The 14,553-nt window shown below is 54.7% G+C and carries 15 protein-coding genes and 1 riboswitch; of the genes, 1 reads left to right on the forward strand and 14 read right to left on the reverse strand.

The window, feature by feature from the left end:
• Positions 1-37: 37 nt before the first annotated feature.
• The 8 genes from V4U84_RS08295 to V4U84_RS08330 all read right to left on the reverse strand — a co-directional run bounded on the left by V4U84_RS08295 (position 38) and on the right by V4U84_RS08330 (position 7,354).
• Complete coding sequence (locus V4U84_RS08295) at positions 38-811, reverse strand: SDR family oxidoreductase (protein ID WP_334073593.1); 774 nt, start codon at positions 809-811, stop codon at positions 38-40.
• A gap of 102 nt (positions 812-913) precedes the next feature.
• Positions 914-1,798 (reverse strand): aminoglycoside 6-adenylyltransferase, encoded by an 885-nt coding sequence (gene ant(6), locus V4U84_RS08300; RefSeq protein ID WP_334073592.1) that lies wholly within the window; start codon positions 1,796-1,798, stop codon positions 914-916.
• 151 nt (positions 1,799-1,949) lie between these two features.
• On the reverse strand, positions 1,950-2,825 hold the full coding sequence (locus V4U84_RS08305) for a MetQ/NlpA family ABC transporter substrate-binding protein (protein ID WP_334073591.1): 876 nt from the start codon (positions 2,823-2,825) through the stop codon (positions 1,950-1,952).
• Between the two features lie 59 nt (positions 2,826-2,884).
• Complete coding sequence (locus V4U84_RS08310) at positions 2,885-3,553, reverse strand: methionine ABC transporter permease (RefSeq protein WP_334073590.1); 669 nt, start codon at positions 3,551-3,553, stop codon at positions 2,885-2,887.
• On the reverse strand, positions 3,553-4,578 hold the full coding sequence (locus V4U84_RS08315; protein WP_334073589.1) for a methionine ABC transporter ATP-binding protein: 1,026 nt from the start codon (positions 4,576-4,578) through the stop codon (positions 3,553-3,555). The genes V4U84_RS08310 and V4U84_RS08315 overlap by 1 nt, the downstream gene beginning before the upstream one ends.
• 101 nt (positions 4,579-4,679) lie before the next feature.
• A riboswitch (SAM riboswitch) is annotated at positions 4,680-4,846 on the reverse strand.
• Between the two features lie 117 nt (positions 4,847-4,963).
• A complete protein-coding gene (locus tag V4U84_RS08320; RefSeq protein ID WP_334073588.1) occupies positions 4,964-5,680 on the reverse strand; it encodes a Cthe_2314 family HEPN domain-containing protein in 717 nt (238 codons plus the stop codon).
• Positions 5,681-5,793: 113 nt separating this feature from the next.
• Positions 5,794-6,789 (reverse strand): COX15/CtaA family protein, encoded by a 996-nt coding sequence (locus V4U84_RS08325; protein ID WP_334073587.1) that lies wholly within the window; start codon positions 6,787-6,789, stop codon positions 5,794-5,796.
• 199 nt (positions 6,790-6,988) lie between these two features.
• Entirely contained in the window at positions 6,989-7,354 is a 366-nt protein-coding gene (locus V4U84_RS08330) for a thioredoxin family protein (protein WP_334073586.1), read from the reverse strand.
• Positions 7,355-7,503: 149 nt separating this feature from the next.
• Here V4U84_RS08330 and V4U84_RS08335 point away from each other — a divergent pair, with 149 nt between their 5' ends.
• Positions 7,504-8,823 carry a DUF2515 family protein gene (locus tag V4U84_RS08335; RefSeq protein ID WP_334073585.1) on the forward strand — a complete coding sequence of 440 codons (1,320 nt, stop codon included), beginning with the start codon at positions 7,504-7,506 and terminating at the stop codon, positions 8,821-8,823.
• A gap of 39 nt (positions 8,824-8,862) precedes the next feature.
• Here the strand turns inward: V4U84_RS08335 and V4U84_RS08340 are convergent, their stop codons facing one another.
• The 6 genes from V4U84_RS08340 to V4U84_RS08365 form a co-directional block, all read right to left on the reverse strand.
• Positions 8,863-10,497 (reverse strand): putative polysaccharide biosynthesis protein, encoded by a 1,635-nt coding sequence (locus V4U84_RS08340; protein ID WP_334073584.1) that lies wholly within the window; start codon positions 10,495-10,497, stop codon positions 8,863-8,865.
• A gap of 16 nt (positions 10,498-10,513) precedes the next feature.
• Positions 10,514-10,999 carry a DUF456 domain-containing protein gene (locus tag V4U84_RS08345; RefSeq protein WP_334073583.1) on the reverse strand — a complete coding sequence of 162 codons (486 nt, stop codon included), beginning with the start codon at positions 10,997-10,999 and terminating at the stop codon, positions 10,514-10,516.
• 9 nt (positions 11,000-11,008) lie between these two features.
• Positions 11,009-11,752: a Cof-type HAD-IIB family hydrolase gene (locus V4U84_RS08350; protein ID WP_416367219.1), complete on the reverse strand. Its 744-nt coding sequence runs from the start codon at positions 11,750-11,752 to the stop codon at positions 11,009-11,011.
• A 178-nt stretch (positions 11,753-11,930) separates the two neighbouring features.
• Complete coding sequence (locus V4U84_RS08355) at positions 11,931-12,941, reverse strand: alpha/beta hydrolase family protein (RefSeq protein ID WP_334073582.1); 1,011 nt, start codon at positions 12,939-12,941, stop codon at positions 11,931-11,933.
• Between the two features lie 2 nt (positions 12,942-12,943).
• Complete coding sequence (locus V4U84_RS08360) at positions 12,944-13,606, reverse strand: GNAT family N-acetyltransferase (RefSeq protein ID WP_334073581.1); 663 nt, start codon at positions 13,604-13,606, stop codon at positions 12,944-12,946.
• Positions 13,603-14,412 carry a helix-turn-helix domain-containing protein gene (locus V4U84_RS08365; protein ID WP_334073580.1) on the reverse strand — a complete coding sequence of 270 codons (810 nt, stop codon included), beginning with the start codon at positions 14,410-14,412 and terminating at the stop codon, positions 13,603-13,605. The genes V4U84_RS08360 and V4U84_RS08365 overlap by 4 nt, the downstream gene beginning before the upstream one ends.
• Positions 14,413-14,553: the final 141 nt, after the last annotated feature.

Consider the following 14,553-nt stretch of genomic DNA (forward strand, 5'->3'; position numbering starts at 1 on the left):
CGAGACCGTGTTTTTTTATTATTTAAGAATGTTGGCACTAAGAGGGCTTCACCCAAGGCCGAATCGGGTCCAGGCCTCCGGAAATGTCCATGATATTGCCGGTAATAAAATCGGAATCATGGTGGCAGAGAAAAGAAATCACCCGCGCGATGTCCTCCCCGCTCCCCGGGCGGCCCAACGGGGTTTCACCATCGGATAGTCCGCGGGCTTCCCGGATGGAGATCTCCTTGTTCCGGCCCCGAATGTCCCCGGGACAGACCATATTCACCGTAATGCCGAACGAAGCTTCCTCGACCGCCAGCGTTTTGGTGAAGGAGACCAGCCCGGTCTTGGCGGCGGCGTAAACCGCACGATGCGGCCAGGCCCGCGATTCCGCGGCATGACCAAAGCCGAAATGAATGATCCGCCCCCAGCCGTTCTGCCGCATATCCGGCAGAACGAGATGGTCCAGCAGCATTGTACCGACCAGGTTGCCGTTAATCATGGCCAGAATTTCCTGCTGGTCATAATCCGCAAACAACCGGCGCTCACGGATGAACGGTCCGGCGTTGTTGACCAAAATATCGACCGGGCCCAGCGTACCGCGGATTTCCTCCACCAGCGCCCCGATTTCCTCCCGCCGGGAGACATCGGCCCGGACGGCCATACAGCGCACACCCATCGCTTCGATCTCAGAACGGAGCGCCATCGCCTCCGCCTCGCTATGTACATAGTTCAGCGCGATATGGCATCCCTGCTCTGCCAGCATCAGAGCGGTCTTCTTCCCCAGCCCTTTTGCGCTGCCCGTAATCAGGGCGACTTTTCCCACCAACGTCGTTTCCTCCTCACGTAAGGCCTTCCATTTCAGTATAAAAGATTTGCCCCGTTCCCACAAACCGGGAGGTTCGACGATAGGCGGACATCTTCCCGTATTTTACCGGGACTCGCCACCGGAGTTTGAATTCCCGTTCATAGAACGACAGATCTTTTCAGCATATTCGGTAATAGCTTCATCATAATCCGGATACTTATATCCGAGGGTTTCCGCCACTGCTTGGGCGTATTTTCTAAACAACGCATAGCAAGTGAATAAAGACTGCCACATGTTTTGGATGCTGTTCTGAGAAAAGGTTGACAGCAACGTCTCCCAATCTTCTTTAGGAAGATACCGATTTATAAATTTATAGTTTTTCCCTACACTAAATGAATAACCTTGCTGCGATCCGATCTGCCAAGACATCATTCTTAACAAATTTGGCCGGGCAATCTCGTTTAAATGGTCAATTGCAAAAAGAATTTCTTCTCTCGCCAATCCCTTTACTATATAAGTCGAAACCATCCAGAATTCATTACAACAATCGTCAAATTCTCTGGCAGTGGGTTTTTTAATCCAATATTGACGGTCGCTCGCAAGCACTTCATTTTGGACAAGAGCATCCTTATCAAGCAAGACTTCAACCAGTCCGTCGCTATTCGTAAAATAATCCTCCGCTTCGTTTACCGGAATAAGGGTCAGGTCCAGTTTATTGCCATCCTCAAATAGAATGATATACGAAAACCAGTTCCCTAATTCCGGCGGGAAAAGTTCCATGTCCTCGGGCTTTTGCATCATCCTGCGGTGCCCAAAAATATCCAGCCATTGATCATTTCCTTTAAAAGAATCCATGTCGGTCACAAAATAAGAAATATCAAAATCCTGGAATGTATCGGGGGGAATGTTTTTGTTTGTACGTGACCCTTCCAAAGTTACCAATCGAATTCTATGATCATTCACCGCAAAATCAACAAACATATTCATCATTTCCCGTTCACTTCTCATAGCGGCAACCCCCTCCTCCCTATAATATGAAAAAAAATCACTTAAAACTAATTTTATCATTTAATTTAAGGATAATGTACTCGAACCGGAGGTTTTCAAATACAGAAAAAAACCGCTGCCTTCCGGCAGCGGGATCTGTGTTTAAGCTATTTTAGAATACCGGAACCAAAGCACCTTTATAGGTGTCTTCGATAAATTTCTTCACATCCGGCGAAGTCAGCGCTTTGGCCAATTTTTGAATGGCTTCGGAATCTTTGTTGTCCGGACGGGATACCAGAATGTTGGTGTACGGCGAATCTTTGTCTTCGATGAAGAGCGCGTCGGTCATCGGGTTCAGCCCGGCTTCAAGCGCATAGTTCGTGTTAATCAGCGCCAGGTCCACTTCTTCCAGTTGGCGCGGAAGCATAGCCGCATCGGCTTCTTGGAACTTCAGGTTCTTCGGATTTTCAACGATATCCGCTTTCGTCGCCGTGATGCCCGCTTCTTCTTTCAGCTTGATCAAGCCCTGCTTTTCAAGCAGCAGCAGCGCGCGTCCGCCGTTCGTCGGGTCGTTCGGGATCGCCACTTTGGCGCCGTCCTTGATTTCGTCGGCCGATTTCAGCGTTTTGGAGTAAGCGCCGAAAGGTTCAACGTGAACGCCTACGACCGGAACGAGGTTAAAGTTGTTTTGTTTGTTTTGCTCGTCTAGGTACGGCTGATGTTGGAAATAATTCGCATCCAGCTGCTTCTCGAAAACTTGCACGTTCGGTTGCACATAGTCAGTGAATTCTTTGACTTCCAGCTCGATGCCTTCTTCTTTCAGCTTAGGCGCGACGAACTTCAGAATGTCGGCATGCGGCACTGTAGCGCCAACCACCAGTTTGACCGGTTCGGATGCCGCCGGCGTTTTCGCCGTATCTTCCGCAGCCGGAGCCTTTTCTCCATTGCCGGCAGCGGAGCTGCCGTTGTTCTTGGCCGCGTTGTTTCCGCAGGCTGCCAAAACCAGTACCAAAGCCAGCGTTAGCAGCGAAAATGTCCATTTTTTCATCACAGTATGACCTCCCAAAATTTTTTTGAATAAGGATGAATCTGTATATTTAATGTTCCTTATTTCCGCGTAAAATAAATCACCAGCCGGTCACCCAGCATTTGCAACACCTGCACCAGAACAACCATGAAAATAACGGAGATAATCATGACTTCTTTCTCGTAGCGGTAATAACCGTAGCGGATCGCCAGGTCACCAAGCCCGCCGCCGCCGACCATCCCGGACATCGCCGTATAGGAAACGAGCGTAACCGCGGTGATCGTCATTCCGGCGATTAGGCCGGGGAGCGATTCCGGCAGCAGCACCTTGCGGATGACCTGAAAGCTCGTTGCGCCCATGGCATGCGAGGCTTCGATCACGCCGCGGTCCACCTCGCGGAGCGCCGTCTCCACCAGCCGGGCGAAGAACGGAGCGGCCGCGATCACGAGCGGCGGAATCGTGCCCTCCACCCCGGAGGAGACACCCATAATCGCCCGCGTCAGCGGAATCAAAGCGACGATCAGGATGATGAACGGCACCGAGCGGATAACGTTCACGATGAGCGACAGAATCCGGTACACCCAGCTCAGGACCGGCGAGGTCGATCGCGAAAAGGTGTACAGCAGCACCCCGAGCGGCAGCCCGATCAGGAACGTGAACAGGGTGGCGTAACCCATCATTTGCAGCGTGTCCGTGGACGCCGTGCCCATTTCGGACCAGTCGATTTTGGAAAAGTCCAAGCCCCACATTACCCGATCACCTCCACATCAAGATCCCGTTCTTTAAGCAGGGCCAGCGTACGTTCGACCTGCTCGTCGTCCCCTTCAAAGGAAACGGTGAGCTTGCCGTACGGCACCTCTTTGATCGTCGAGATCGTGCCCTGCAAAATCGCGAAGTTGACCCCGGTTTCCCGGACCACCTGCGATAATACCGATTCATACGTCTTCGCGCCAAGGAAGGTGATCTTCACCAGCTTCGACCATGCCGGATGCGGCACGGAGCTTGCCAGCTTCAACCCCTCCCCGCCATCTTCGCCCGACGCGTCCCGGTTGATAAACTCCCGGGTTACAAAATGCCGCGGCTTGAGGAAAACCTCGGTCACCGGCCCTTCCTCGACGATGCCGCCCTGGTGGATGACCGCCACCCGGTCGCAGATGCTCTGAATGACATGCATCTCATGCGTAATGAGCAGAATCGTGAGTCCGAATTTCCGGTTGATGTCCAGCAGCAATCGCAGGATTGAGTCCGTCGTCTGCGGATCCAGCGCGGAGGTCGCCTCGTCGCAGAGGAGAACATCCGGATCGCTGGCCAGCGCCCGAGCGATGCCGACCCGCTGTTTCTGTCCGCCGGACAGCTGGGACGGGTATTTCCCCCGGTGCGCCTCCAGACCGACCAAGGCCAGCAGTTCATCCACCTTTCGTTGGATCTCCGCCTTCGGCGTCCCGGTCAGCGTAAGCGGAAAAGCGACATTGTCATAGACCGTGGCGGACGACAGCAGGTTAAAATGCTGAAAGATCATCCCGATCTTGCGGCGCTTCTGCTGAAGCTCCCGCTTGCCGAGCTTGGTCAGGTCGACGCCGCCGACCCAAACCTCGCCTTGCGTCGGCCGCTCAAGCAAATTGATGCAGCGGATGAGCGTACTTTTGCCCGCCCCGGAGTGGCCGATGACCCCGAAGATTTCTCCCTTGTTCACCTTCAGGTTCAAGCTGGACAAGGCGGTGGTGGTCTTTTTCTTGGTGCCGTATATTTTAGTCAGTTGTTTGAGTTCAATCAAACCGATTAGCCTCCCGCTTTCGAAGTTTCCTAAAATTATTAAGATAAAAAAATAAAGAGCCCGGCAGATTCAGAGGGCTCTCTTTACGTAAAGACAATGCCTTCTCATCTGCCAAAACCGCGTCTTCCGATTTCACGTTCCACGGTTTTGAAGGATTTAGCACCATGACACTCGTTTCTCGGCTGCGCGAATCACGCGTCTTTCCGCCGGAATACGAATCGGTTGCTGGGCTTCATCGGGCCTTTCCCTCCGCCTCTCTCGATAAGAAAAAATATGAAATTAATGATGAACATTTCCTGTAAGATCATGAAACTATTTTAGAGTATAGAAGCTTTCCGTACTTTTGTCAAAGGAAAAATAGAAAAAAGATTTTCCAGGATCACCGCTACTTGGCCGAGATTTTTTTCCAGCGCTCATTGGTATAGGTGAACACCGCTTCCAGCGTTTCGGACACCATGAGGTACCCGTTCTCCAAGTCGCGGAGATGCCGATCCAGATCCTCCAGCTCGATTTTGCCGTGGAGCGCCTGATGTCGCTGCCATAAATCATCCTGCATTTCCGAGTTCATATAATGAATCTCCGTGTTTCTGCGCTTTCTCAATACGGCCAACGCTTCCTTGTGCCTCTCTTTAATGGCGAAGAGCCGTTCCTCGAGGTCCGGATGAACCTTCAAATAGCGAAATTGCCGAAGCACCGTAAAATAGGAAAAATGCGCCTTCACCCTGGACGTTTTCAAATCATAGAGATCGTTCAGCACCGTCCCCAGCTTGTCCAGGGTAGAGAAAACACGGATAAATCCGTCTTTATAAAAGAACACATACCGCGCGTAGTCGCCCCGCTCGGCCGGATCCATGTCCTCCACATAATTGCGTTGCACCTTCCGGCGGAAAAAGCCGGCCGCGTGCAAGCACTGCTCCAACTCATCCAGTGAAGAGATCAGCCCCAGCGTCCAGATCTCCAGCTTGCGAAAATCATGGGTCGGATCCTTGGATAGCTCCGTCTGTTTGTGCAGCAGCCTTGTTGTCTGTGTCATCGCATCCATCGCCTTGGCGAGCAGTCCTTCATTTTGCCTTGGCGGTTCGCCCAGCAAGCTTCGCAGCATAATATTCCTCCGCTTCTATCGTTTATCCCGAAAGTTCCCACGGATACCACGAGATCCGGTCGACCTGTGATTATATCCTTTCCCGATCCCGCGACAGCTCTGCCAAGCGAAGATTACGGGGCGTTCCGGTGAACCTGTGGAGCTGCTTCCAAATCGGCATCCGCGCTCCGGGTTTCCTTGCTCTTCCGGCTTCCGGCCAGTTGCCACGTTCTGACGCTCATATAGCTGAGCACCCCGAAGAGCGCGGCCAGTACCAGGATATGGGCTAACGAAGTGAACAGATACACCTCGTAATTGGTCAAAGTAAACACGATGCCGGCCCCGGTCAGCACCTGCACCACGACCAGCCCGGCTGCCGCAATCCCGAGCGACCGCATTTCCTTGTTGCCCGGGTGCTTCCAGAAAGCAATGTGGCCCAGCGCGGCGATCACTATCAGCAGTATAGCCGCGGCGACCCGGTGAATGAAGGCGATTCCAACACCGCCCGAAAGTTCGGGAATCAGCGCCCCGTTACAGAGGGGCCAACCCGAGCAGCCTCCGGCCGAATCGGTATGGCTGACGTACGCGCCGATATACACCACGATATACGTATAGGCCGTAGCGAACCACGTAAAATTACGGAACCGCCGCGACACGGTATAGCTTTGAGCCTTGGTCCCCTGCTTCTCCCGCGTTTCGTCCTCCCGGATGCCCAGCACGAGCATCACGGAGCTGGCAAACGCGATCAGGGAAAAACCGAAATGCAGAGCCATTACGGCCGAAGAGGTCGGGTAAATTACCGCCATGGCGCCCATAAACGCCTGGACCATGACAAAGACGAGCGCCAGGAAGGCGTAAAACTGCAAATCCCGCCGCTGTTTGCGGTACAGCCAGAAAGCCACGAAAGCGGCCACGGACAAGAGCCCCGCCGCCCCGCTCACCGCGCGGTGCGAATATTCGATCAACGAAGCGACCGTATGGGCCGGGACAAATTTACCGTGACATAAAGGCCACTCATTGCCGCAGCCCAGCCCCGATTCCGTCTTGGTCACGACGCTTCCGCCCAAGGTGGCAAGAAACATCACCAGGCAGGACATATAGCTGAGCCATTTCAATTGTTTCGTATTCAAGGATTCTCACCCGCTAGATCATATTGGAGTCGAAGCACAAAAAAGAAAAGAGTCCAGGTTTCCGTGTACAAATCATACTCATTATACCCGATCGGACGGGTGGAATCATAGAGGTCTGTGACAGATTGTTCACCAAACAAGCAAAACCCCGGAATTTCTCCCGGGGTTGTTGTGATCTTCTTCATTTTATTAAACCGGATTATCCTTCTTTACGCTCCGGCGTATCATGCAGGGTACGGTAGACATCGATCGCCTTATTCAAGAAGTCTTCGATCTCCTCCCGCGATTTGCGCAGCTTGTTGACGAACCGGACCAATTCCCGTCCGTCGGCGTACGCCACAAAGCTGGGAATACCCAGTATGTTCTGTTCCTGGCTAACATCCCCCACCTTGTCCACGTCGACTTCGATCAAGGTAAGGCGGTCTTTGTACTTCTCCTCCACATCCGGCATAAACGGATCGATAAACTTGCAATCCCCGCACCAATCGGCTTTAAATACCGCGACGACCAGATTGCTCGATTGGATGCTGACCTGAAATTCGGCTGCGCTTTGCACTTGTTTCATGATTTCTTCCCTCCTGGTTGAATCAAAATGGATTTTTCGCGTTCCTATGTCAAGTCAACCAAAAGCGCGAGTGGAAGTCAAATTTCTGGTCATACTGGAAATAGAGTTGTTTCAAGGTACGTGACAAGAAAAAGAAAGCGAGGAGTCCCATGAAACACCTGCCTGAAAACCCGGACGGACCGTTCAAGCCCCGGGGGATCATGGAGTTCATCCGCCGGCTGCCGTCGGCGATCGGCGAGGTTGTCAAAGGCAAGGCGGCCGGGATTGCCGACTCCAACCGGCTGCGGGAGGAACGAATCCCGCTGGGCTGGGACGAAATCGCCGCCCGTACCGTGGCCCGGGAGCTCGAAGAGCTGCTGTGCCGCGGTACGGCCGACCGGGGCGGACAGGCTGTCTGGAGCGAAGCGGACCGGGCGCTTGCCGAGGAGATCGCGCTGGAGACCGGACGGGCCGGCGTCAGCAATATCACCCGCACCGAAGCCTATTTGGCCTGTTACCAGGCTTATCCCGAACTGCATTGGGCTTTTCTTGCCCATATGGTGTCCCGGAACGCCGGCTGGAATATGACGGATTTGCAGGGGCGCGTGGCCGATCTGATGGACGAGCAGCAGAAGCGCTCCAATTACCGCTTTTTGGAACGGAGCAATGCGCTGATTTTTCAGGACGCCTACCCGCAGCTCCTGCTCTATATGAAAAGCCGGGAACGGGGGGCGAGCCATTTTCACCTGCTCCCGTTCTTTCACGTGTCCCGGTTTATGCGGCCGTTCTGGGAACGGTTCTGGATCGATCGCGGCAGCGCGCTGCTGACGGTCGGCCTGATTATCAACGAGCAAAATTACATCGAAAAGCGGGTTATCCGCCATCCGTTTTACCGCAAGCACGTCACCAAGCAGCCGGCCTTCCATGTGAACAGTCTGGCCGGGCTGAACCAAGTCGTCTTCCCGCTCCTGGAAGACGACGGGGAGGGCCGCCGGGAGGCGGAAGCGGTGCGCCGGCTGGCCGGGCGCGTCGTGTCCGACTTCGGCGGCCTCGCGGACCGCATCGCGTTAGGCAAAAGCCTGTACGCGATGCTGATGGGCCTGCGCGCCGTGCGCCGCGGCGCGGAGTGCTTCGCCGCGCGCGTGCCGCACAGCGGCTCGCGCGCGGACTATTGGCCGGAATGCTTCACGGCCAATAGAGAAGAAGCGCTGACCTCCGCGGCGCAGGGGTCAGCGCTTCTGGCCGGCGGGGCGCTGCCGCCCGGCCGGCGTCTGTTCAGCCCCAAGCTGCTCGACGCTTGGGGCGACACGCCCTATGAGCCAATCTCCCGCGAGGATTGGCTCAAGGACATGAGCGCGCTGAACGCCATCAGCGCGCCGCAGCCGCCGTATTTGTGCGACATCAGTCGCGAACATCGCGGCGGCATTCTTAAGGCCGCCCTGGCGCATGATGCGCTCGCGCTGGGCGACCCAAACGAAAGGCCGCACTAGCCAATCGGCTGTGCGGCCCCCGCCCCCGTCCGCGGGCGCTTAGTCCGCGGACCCGGCGCGGCTCTGGCGCTGCAGCCGCATCAGCGGCGACAGCAGCTTGCGCAGCGGCCCGGGATAGCTGGACAGCTCGTCCCGGCGGACCACCCGCAGCAGCACCAGCATGACTGGGTACAGCGCCACCACGGCCAGACCGACGATCGCGCAGGTCAGGAAGAAGGCCACCCGGTCCGGCAGGAACGAAATCATTTGAATGCCGGCCTGATTCAGCCCGTAGCCGACGCCCGCCAGGATAACCAGGGTCGGCAGGAAGCCAATCCACCGGCCGCCCATAATGGAGAACGGAACGATCTTTTTCATCGCCCGGACATTCAGCAGCGTAATCAGGAAGAAGCCGAGCCCCGTGGCGGCGATGATGCCGTAAATGCCCCAGAACGGAGCCAGCGCGTAGCTGGCGCCCAGCTTGACGGCAATGCCGACCGCGACATGAACCATTGACAGGTTCGCTTTGTTGATGCCGAGCAGAATCGAGTTGCTGGTCATCATCGTAATCTGGAAGATGGTCATCAGGGTCAGCAGCGCCACGATGCTGCTGCCGTCCCGCGTACTGAACAGCAGGCCGTTGACGGAATAAGCGGCGGTGCTGAGCGCCAGGATAATCGGCATCCCCGTCAGGATGGACACGCGCATCGCCAGCGTCACCTGTCTCTTCAAATGCTCGCTGTCCCCGCGGGCATACGCCGCCGAGATGATCGGAACGAGCGATTGGCTTAGCGCGATGGCCAGAATCGGCGGAATGCCCGCGATCATTTGTGCGCGGCTGCCGAGAATCCCCAGGATATATGTCGCTTGATCCGAACCCAGCTGACCGCTCAGCAAAGGCTTGAGGATCGAGGTATCGATGAAGTTGACGGCCGGCACGGCCAGCGCCGTCAGCACGATCGGAATTGACAGCTTAAAGATTTCTTTATAGATCCGGGACAGCGGCAGCCGATTCTCCGGCGTTACCTTTGAAACAAGGCTTTCCGCACGATCTCCCTTACGGACCTTCGCACTGAAATAGAGCATGACGATCAGGGCGGCGACCCCGCCAAGGACCGCGCCAAACGTAGCGCCCGCGGCGATTTTTTCACCTGAAAAGCCCCAGTAGTAGAACAAAAACGCCAGGAGGATCCCTGTAATGACGCGGACGATCTGCTCGATGACCTGGGAAACCCCTCCGGCGATCATGATGTTCCTCCCCTGCAGATAACCCCGAATGATCGCAATCAGCGGGAAAATCAGGAGTGCGGGCGCCAGCGCGCGAATTGCCACGGCCGATTCCGGCACCTCCGTGGAGGCGGCATAGTAAGGGGCCATCACATACAGCAAAGTAAACATCACCACACCGGCGACCGCGGCGAAAATGAGGGCCGCCTGATAGACCCGGCCGGCTTCTTCTGGGCGGTCCAACGCATGGCGTTCGGACACCATTTTGCTGAGTGTGCTGGGAATGCCAGCCGTCGCCAGGGTAAGCAGCATAAAGTAAGCGGCATTGGCCTGACCATAGGCCGCGTTGCCGATATCCCCCAAAATATGCTCCAGCGGAACACGCTGAAACAGCCCGAGCACCCTGGCGATCAGGGCGGCCCCGGCCAAAATCAGTGTGCCTTTAATAAAAGACTCTTTCTTCGACAACCAAAACGCCTTCTTTCTAGAACGAAATGACCCAGATAAAGAAAATAATGATCATGGCCAGTTGGAGCACGATTTTGACGACAATGCTGCTGAACAGGCCGACGACGGAGCCTACCCCGACTTTAAAAGCCTGCTTGGGCGATTCCCCTTTGATCAGTTCCCCGATCATGGCGCCCAGCAAAGGACCAAGAATCAGGCCGAACGCGGGAATCAGAAACGGCCCGACGATAATGCCGATCGTGCTGAGCCAGACGGAGAGCTTGCTGCCGCCGAACTTTTTGACGCCCCAGGCCCCGACCGCATAGTCCGCGATCAGCAGCGCCACGACAATCAGGGTCTGGATGGTCCAGAACAGCCAGCCGAACGGCTCGAACGAGAAGAACCACCCGTAGACGAAAAAGGCAAAATATACGGCGAGGACCCCCGGCAATACGGGGTACACCGCCCCGGCCATGCCGATGGCAAACAGGGCGATGACCAAAATCCAACCGAGTACAGCCATCCTTTACGCTCACTCCCCCGTCAAAATATAGTCGCGGATAATCCAAGCGATGCCATCGTCATTATTCGAAGCGGTGACGACGTCCGCGTTCTCCTTGACCGCAATCTGCGCGTTGCCCATCGCTACGCCGAGCCCGGCCGCTTGAATGGCCGCCAGGTCGTTGAGGCTGTCGCCGATTGCCACGGTCTCCGACATATCCAGTCCCAGCAGGTCGCATACGATCCGAATGCCCGTGGCTTTGTTCACCCCGGCCGGGTTAATCTCCAAATTATACGGAGAGGAATTGGTAATCTCCAATCCGCCCAGGTCCTGCAGCCGCACCATTATATCGTGGCGAATGGCATCATCTTCCGTATGGTAGCCGAACTTCATCCACTGGTTGAGGTCCAGCAGCGCCGGGTCCCAGTTTTTCTCGTTATAGCTGCCTTCCACGGCATAAGCCCAAAACCACACGCCATGCTCCACCGCAATCGCGTGCATGTTCGCGATCAACGCTTTATCCAGCAGCTCCCGCCGGTACAGTTCGGTCGGCGTTTTCCAGACCTCGCTGCCGTTGACGGTGATCATCGGCGTCTCCAGGCCGAGCTGCTTGCCAAACGGCGCCGCTTCGTCGTAGCCTCTCCCCGTGGAGAAACAAACATGAACCCCCGCCTCCGCCGCACGATGGATCCATTTTTCCGTCTCCGGCGAAATTTGGTGGTTATCGTTCAACAGCGTTCCGTCCATATCCAGGGCCAGTAATTTGTACTTCAACTTCAACAGTACTCCTCCATTCCGCTTTTACGACTCTGTTCTTTATTTATCGGTTCTCATAGCATAACGCCATTTTATCACAAACGGCAGAACCCAACAAAGACGGGACGCGCCGGATGGCAGACTGCTCCGGCATTTCGTAAGAAAGCTCCTGCAGATGATTTGCAGGAGCTTTTGATTATCGTGCAGGAAGGTTCTTCAGAAATCGCTCGATTTCATCCATATATCCGGGAATTGTGATTTGCCTCGGGGCAAACAAACTGATCAGTACGGCGCGTAATTCGGAATTCGCCGTTTTGGGACTTAACATCGAATGGTCCGCAGCCGGAAAAACAGCGACGCTCAGCAGCTCCGGTGCCACATTCTGACGGTATACCCGTTCCGTTTCTTTCGCGTCGACATGAATGTCTTCCTCACCCAACAGCAGCAGGACTGGAGAATGAAAATGACGGAGATCGCCGGTAGCGTCCGACCGGAAGTTTTTACCGACAAAGGTCCATCGGTCTTCCGTCATGGCGTTGTTTGCGTCGGCTATAGCAAGATAGTCTTCATAGGATGCTCGCCGCTCCAAAAGTTTGAGAACCCGGCGGTCATCCGCTTCTTTGGCTTGAATTTCCGCTTCCGTATGCCCCGCGCGCTCCATTTCTTTGCGTGTATTATACTGTCCCTGTCTCACCCAATCCATCGCGGGCGATACCAGAATGCTAAAGGCGAGGGGCTCCTTCCCGGCCAATTTCGGGATGACCCACCCCGCCTGGCTCGCTCCCCATACGCCGATCCGCTTCCCGTTAATCATCGGCTGCTGCCTTGCCCAGGCCAGCGCATGACGCGCTTCCTCCACCCGGTCATCCATGCTCTGATGCAGCCAATTGCCTTCCGAGCCTTGAATTCCCCGTTTGTTCAGGGACAGGGACGCATAGCCGATCGAGGCCAGCCTTTCCCACAAGGGTTTGTATCCCCCATCGGCGGAAGCATCCCGGGGGCCGTCGCCATGTATAAACAATACCAGTCCCAGCGGGGCTGTGTAGTTTTTAGGCAGCACAAACGTGCCGGTCAGTTTCCCCTGGGGCGTCTGAATCTCAATCGGCTGCTCAACCATATGAAAACTATTTTGCCGCAAAATATAGGTTCCGGTGCCGCCCAACAGCACTGCAATGATCATGCAAAATATCAATAACTTCTTTCGCATCGTTACCCTCTCTTCGCTCCGAATTCCCCTTGTCCGCAGTCGTTCACCATGTAATACCATCTCGCTTCATTGAACAGTAAATACCAAAGGGGATGATACTCCCCCGACCGGGTGCGGAACGAGAATTGCTCGTAAAGCCCCTTGGCCCGGGGGTTACGCTCCGAGACGTACAGGCTTAACTTCTGCAAGCCGGGTTCCGACTGTACAAAATGCTGCGCCCACCGCAGGAGCCGCTTTCCAATTCCTTTGCCCCGGCAGTCCGGATGTACGGCCAAGTCCGCGATGTAACATTCCCCCACCTGGGGTTGATGGTCCATGAGGTACAGCCCGACTCCCAATTTGAACACATTCCATTGGCCAAACTGCCTGAAGCTTTTCCAAGAAGGGGAAGGCTGCCTTACCGGCTTCACCTTCGCCTTAACTGCTGCCTTCCACTTTATGGACAGCGTTCCCAGGACCACTCCCTCTTGGAGGGCGATTACTCTTTGACTTGCGGGTTCGTAGGGATACAGTTCCAACATTTTCTCGAAAAAAAGCGACAATTCCTCATCATTCAGCTTCGCCAGACGTTGAAACTTCCCGCGAAACCCGTGTACCAGCAGCCGCCCCACCTGGGGATTATACTTGGCTTGCATCGGTTCAATCGTGATCGGCGCTTCGTTCATTGCCACTCCCCACCTTTTTCAGATTGCGAACCCGGTTCTTTTTCCATCAGGGACTGTATCTCGAAATGCAAGGCGTGAGGGCTAAACAACGATAAGTAGGATCGTTCGATCAGGATGAGAGGTCCCGCCAAAATATAAGACTGCGCATCGGCATAGGCATAAAACGCTTCAATCGCTCGGTCGAGTTCGGCTTCCTCATAAATCAGACTCTGTTTGGACAGATAATAGCCTCCCGGTAAGGAAAGATCGCCGGGCTCTTCCGTTTCCAGACATAAAGCCATTGAGTCCGAACCCGTATAGATATAATGAATGTCGGACTCAAACAAGTTCGTCGCACGCTTGGCCTGTTCCGCCAAAAGTTTGGCATGGAGCGTCAAGTTGGCACTCACTTCAAACCATTGTTCCAAAAAAACCATCTCTCTTTGCTTTATTTGGTAAGGAGAGGATGAAGTGGATGACTGGCTGAAGTTTTGTTGTTCCTGCAACACTTTTTCGATAAACCGCTGTAATTCCTGCAATCGTACCACCTCGGCGTCTATGTCCCGCAAGGATTGCCGCAATAGCTCCCGATATTGATCTGTCGAGAAGTCCGACATACTTTCTCCAATCGACTTGACGGGTACCTCCAGCTTGCGAAGCAACAAAATATGAGCCAACCGGTAAATTTCGGTCATGCCGTACATTCTATACTGATTGCTGTCGGTGTAAGCGGGTTGCAGTACTCCTTTCTCCTCAAAATAACGAATTTGATGAACTGACACATTCATCAGTTTGGCTAACTCACTAATCGTGATCTCTTTTTTCATGGGATTCACTCCTAATTGCTGAGGCTTGGCATAGGTCTACGTTACACCTTAGGTCTGACCTAAGGTCAAGCGCAAAATTTTATAAAGGAGAGCGGGGCGATTCGGGGGGAAGGGGATTGAGGTATAATAAAGACAGACAAC

The sequence above is a fragment of the Paenibacillus sanfengchensis genome (assembly GCF_036864765.1).
GTDB lineage: Bacteria > Bacillota > Bacilli > Paenibacillales > Paenibacillaceae > Fontibacillus > Fontibacillus sanfengchensis.

Coding starts and splice junctions, on each gene's coding strand:
- V4U84_RS08305 (WP_334073591.1), bottom strand. CDS start 2,825: ATGAAAAAATGGACATTTTCGCTGCTAACGCTGGCTTTGGTACTGGTT.
- V4U84_RS08310 (WP_334073590.1), bottom strand. CDS start 3,553: ATGTGGGGCTTGGACTTTTCCAAAATCGACTGGTCCGAAATGGGCACG.
- V4U84_RS08320 (WP_334073588.1), bottom strand. CDS start 5,680: ATGCTGCGAAGCTTGCTGGGCGAACCGCCAAGGCAAAATGAAGGACTG.
- V4U84_RS08330 (WP_334073586.1), bottom strand. CDS start 7,354: ATGAAACAAGTGCAAAGCGCAGCCGAATTTCAGGTCAGCATCCAATCG.
- V4U84_RS08335 (WP_334073585.1), top strand. CDS start 7,504: ATGAAACACCTGCCTGAAAACCCGGACGGACCGTTCAAGCCCCGGGGG.
- V4U84_RS08345 (WP_334073583.1), bottom strand. CDS start 10,999: ATGGCTGTACTCGGTTGGATTTTGGTCATCGCCCTGTTTGCCATCGGC.
- V4U84_RS08355 (WP_334073582.1), bottom strand. CDS start 12,941: ATGCGAAAGAAGTTATTGATATTTTGCATGATCATTGCAGTGCTGTTG.
- V4U84_RS08360 (WP_334073581.1), bottom strand. CDS start 13,606: ATGAACGAAGCGCCGATCACGATTGAACCGATGCAAGCCAAGTATAAT.
- V4U84_RS08365 (WP_334073580.1), bottom strand. CDS start 14,412: ATGAAAAAAGAGATCACGATTAGTGAGTTAGCCAAACTGATGAATGTG.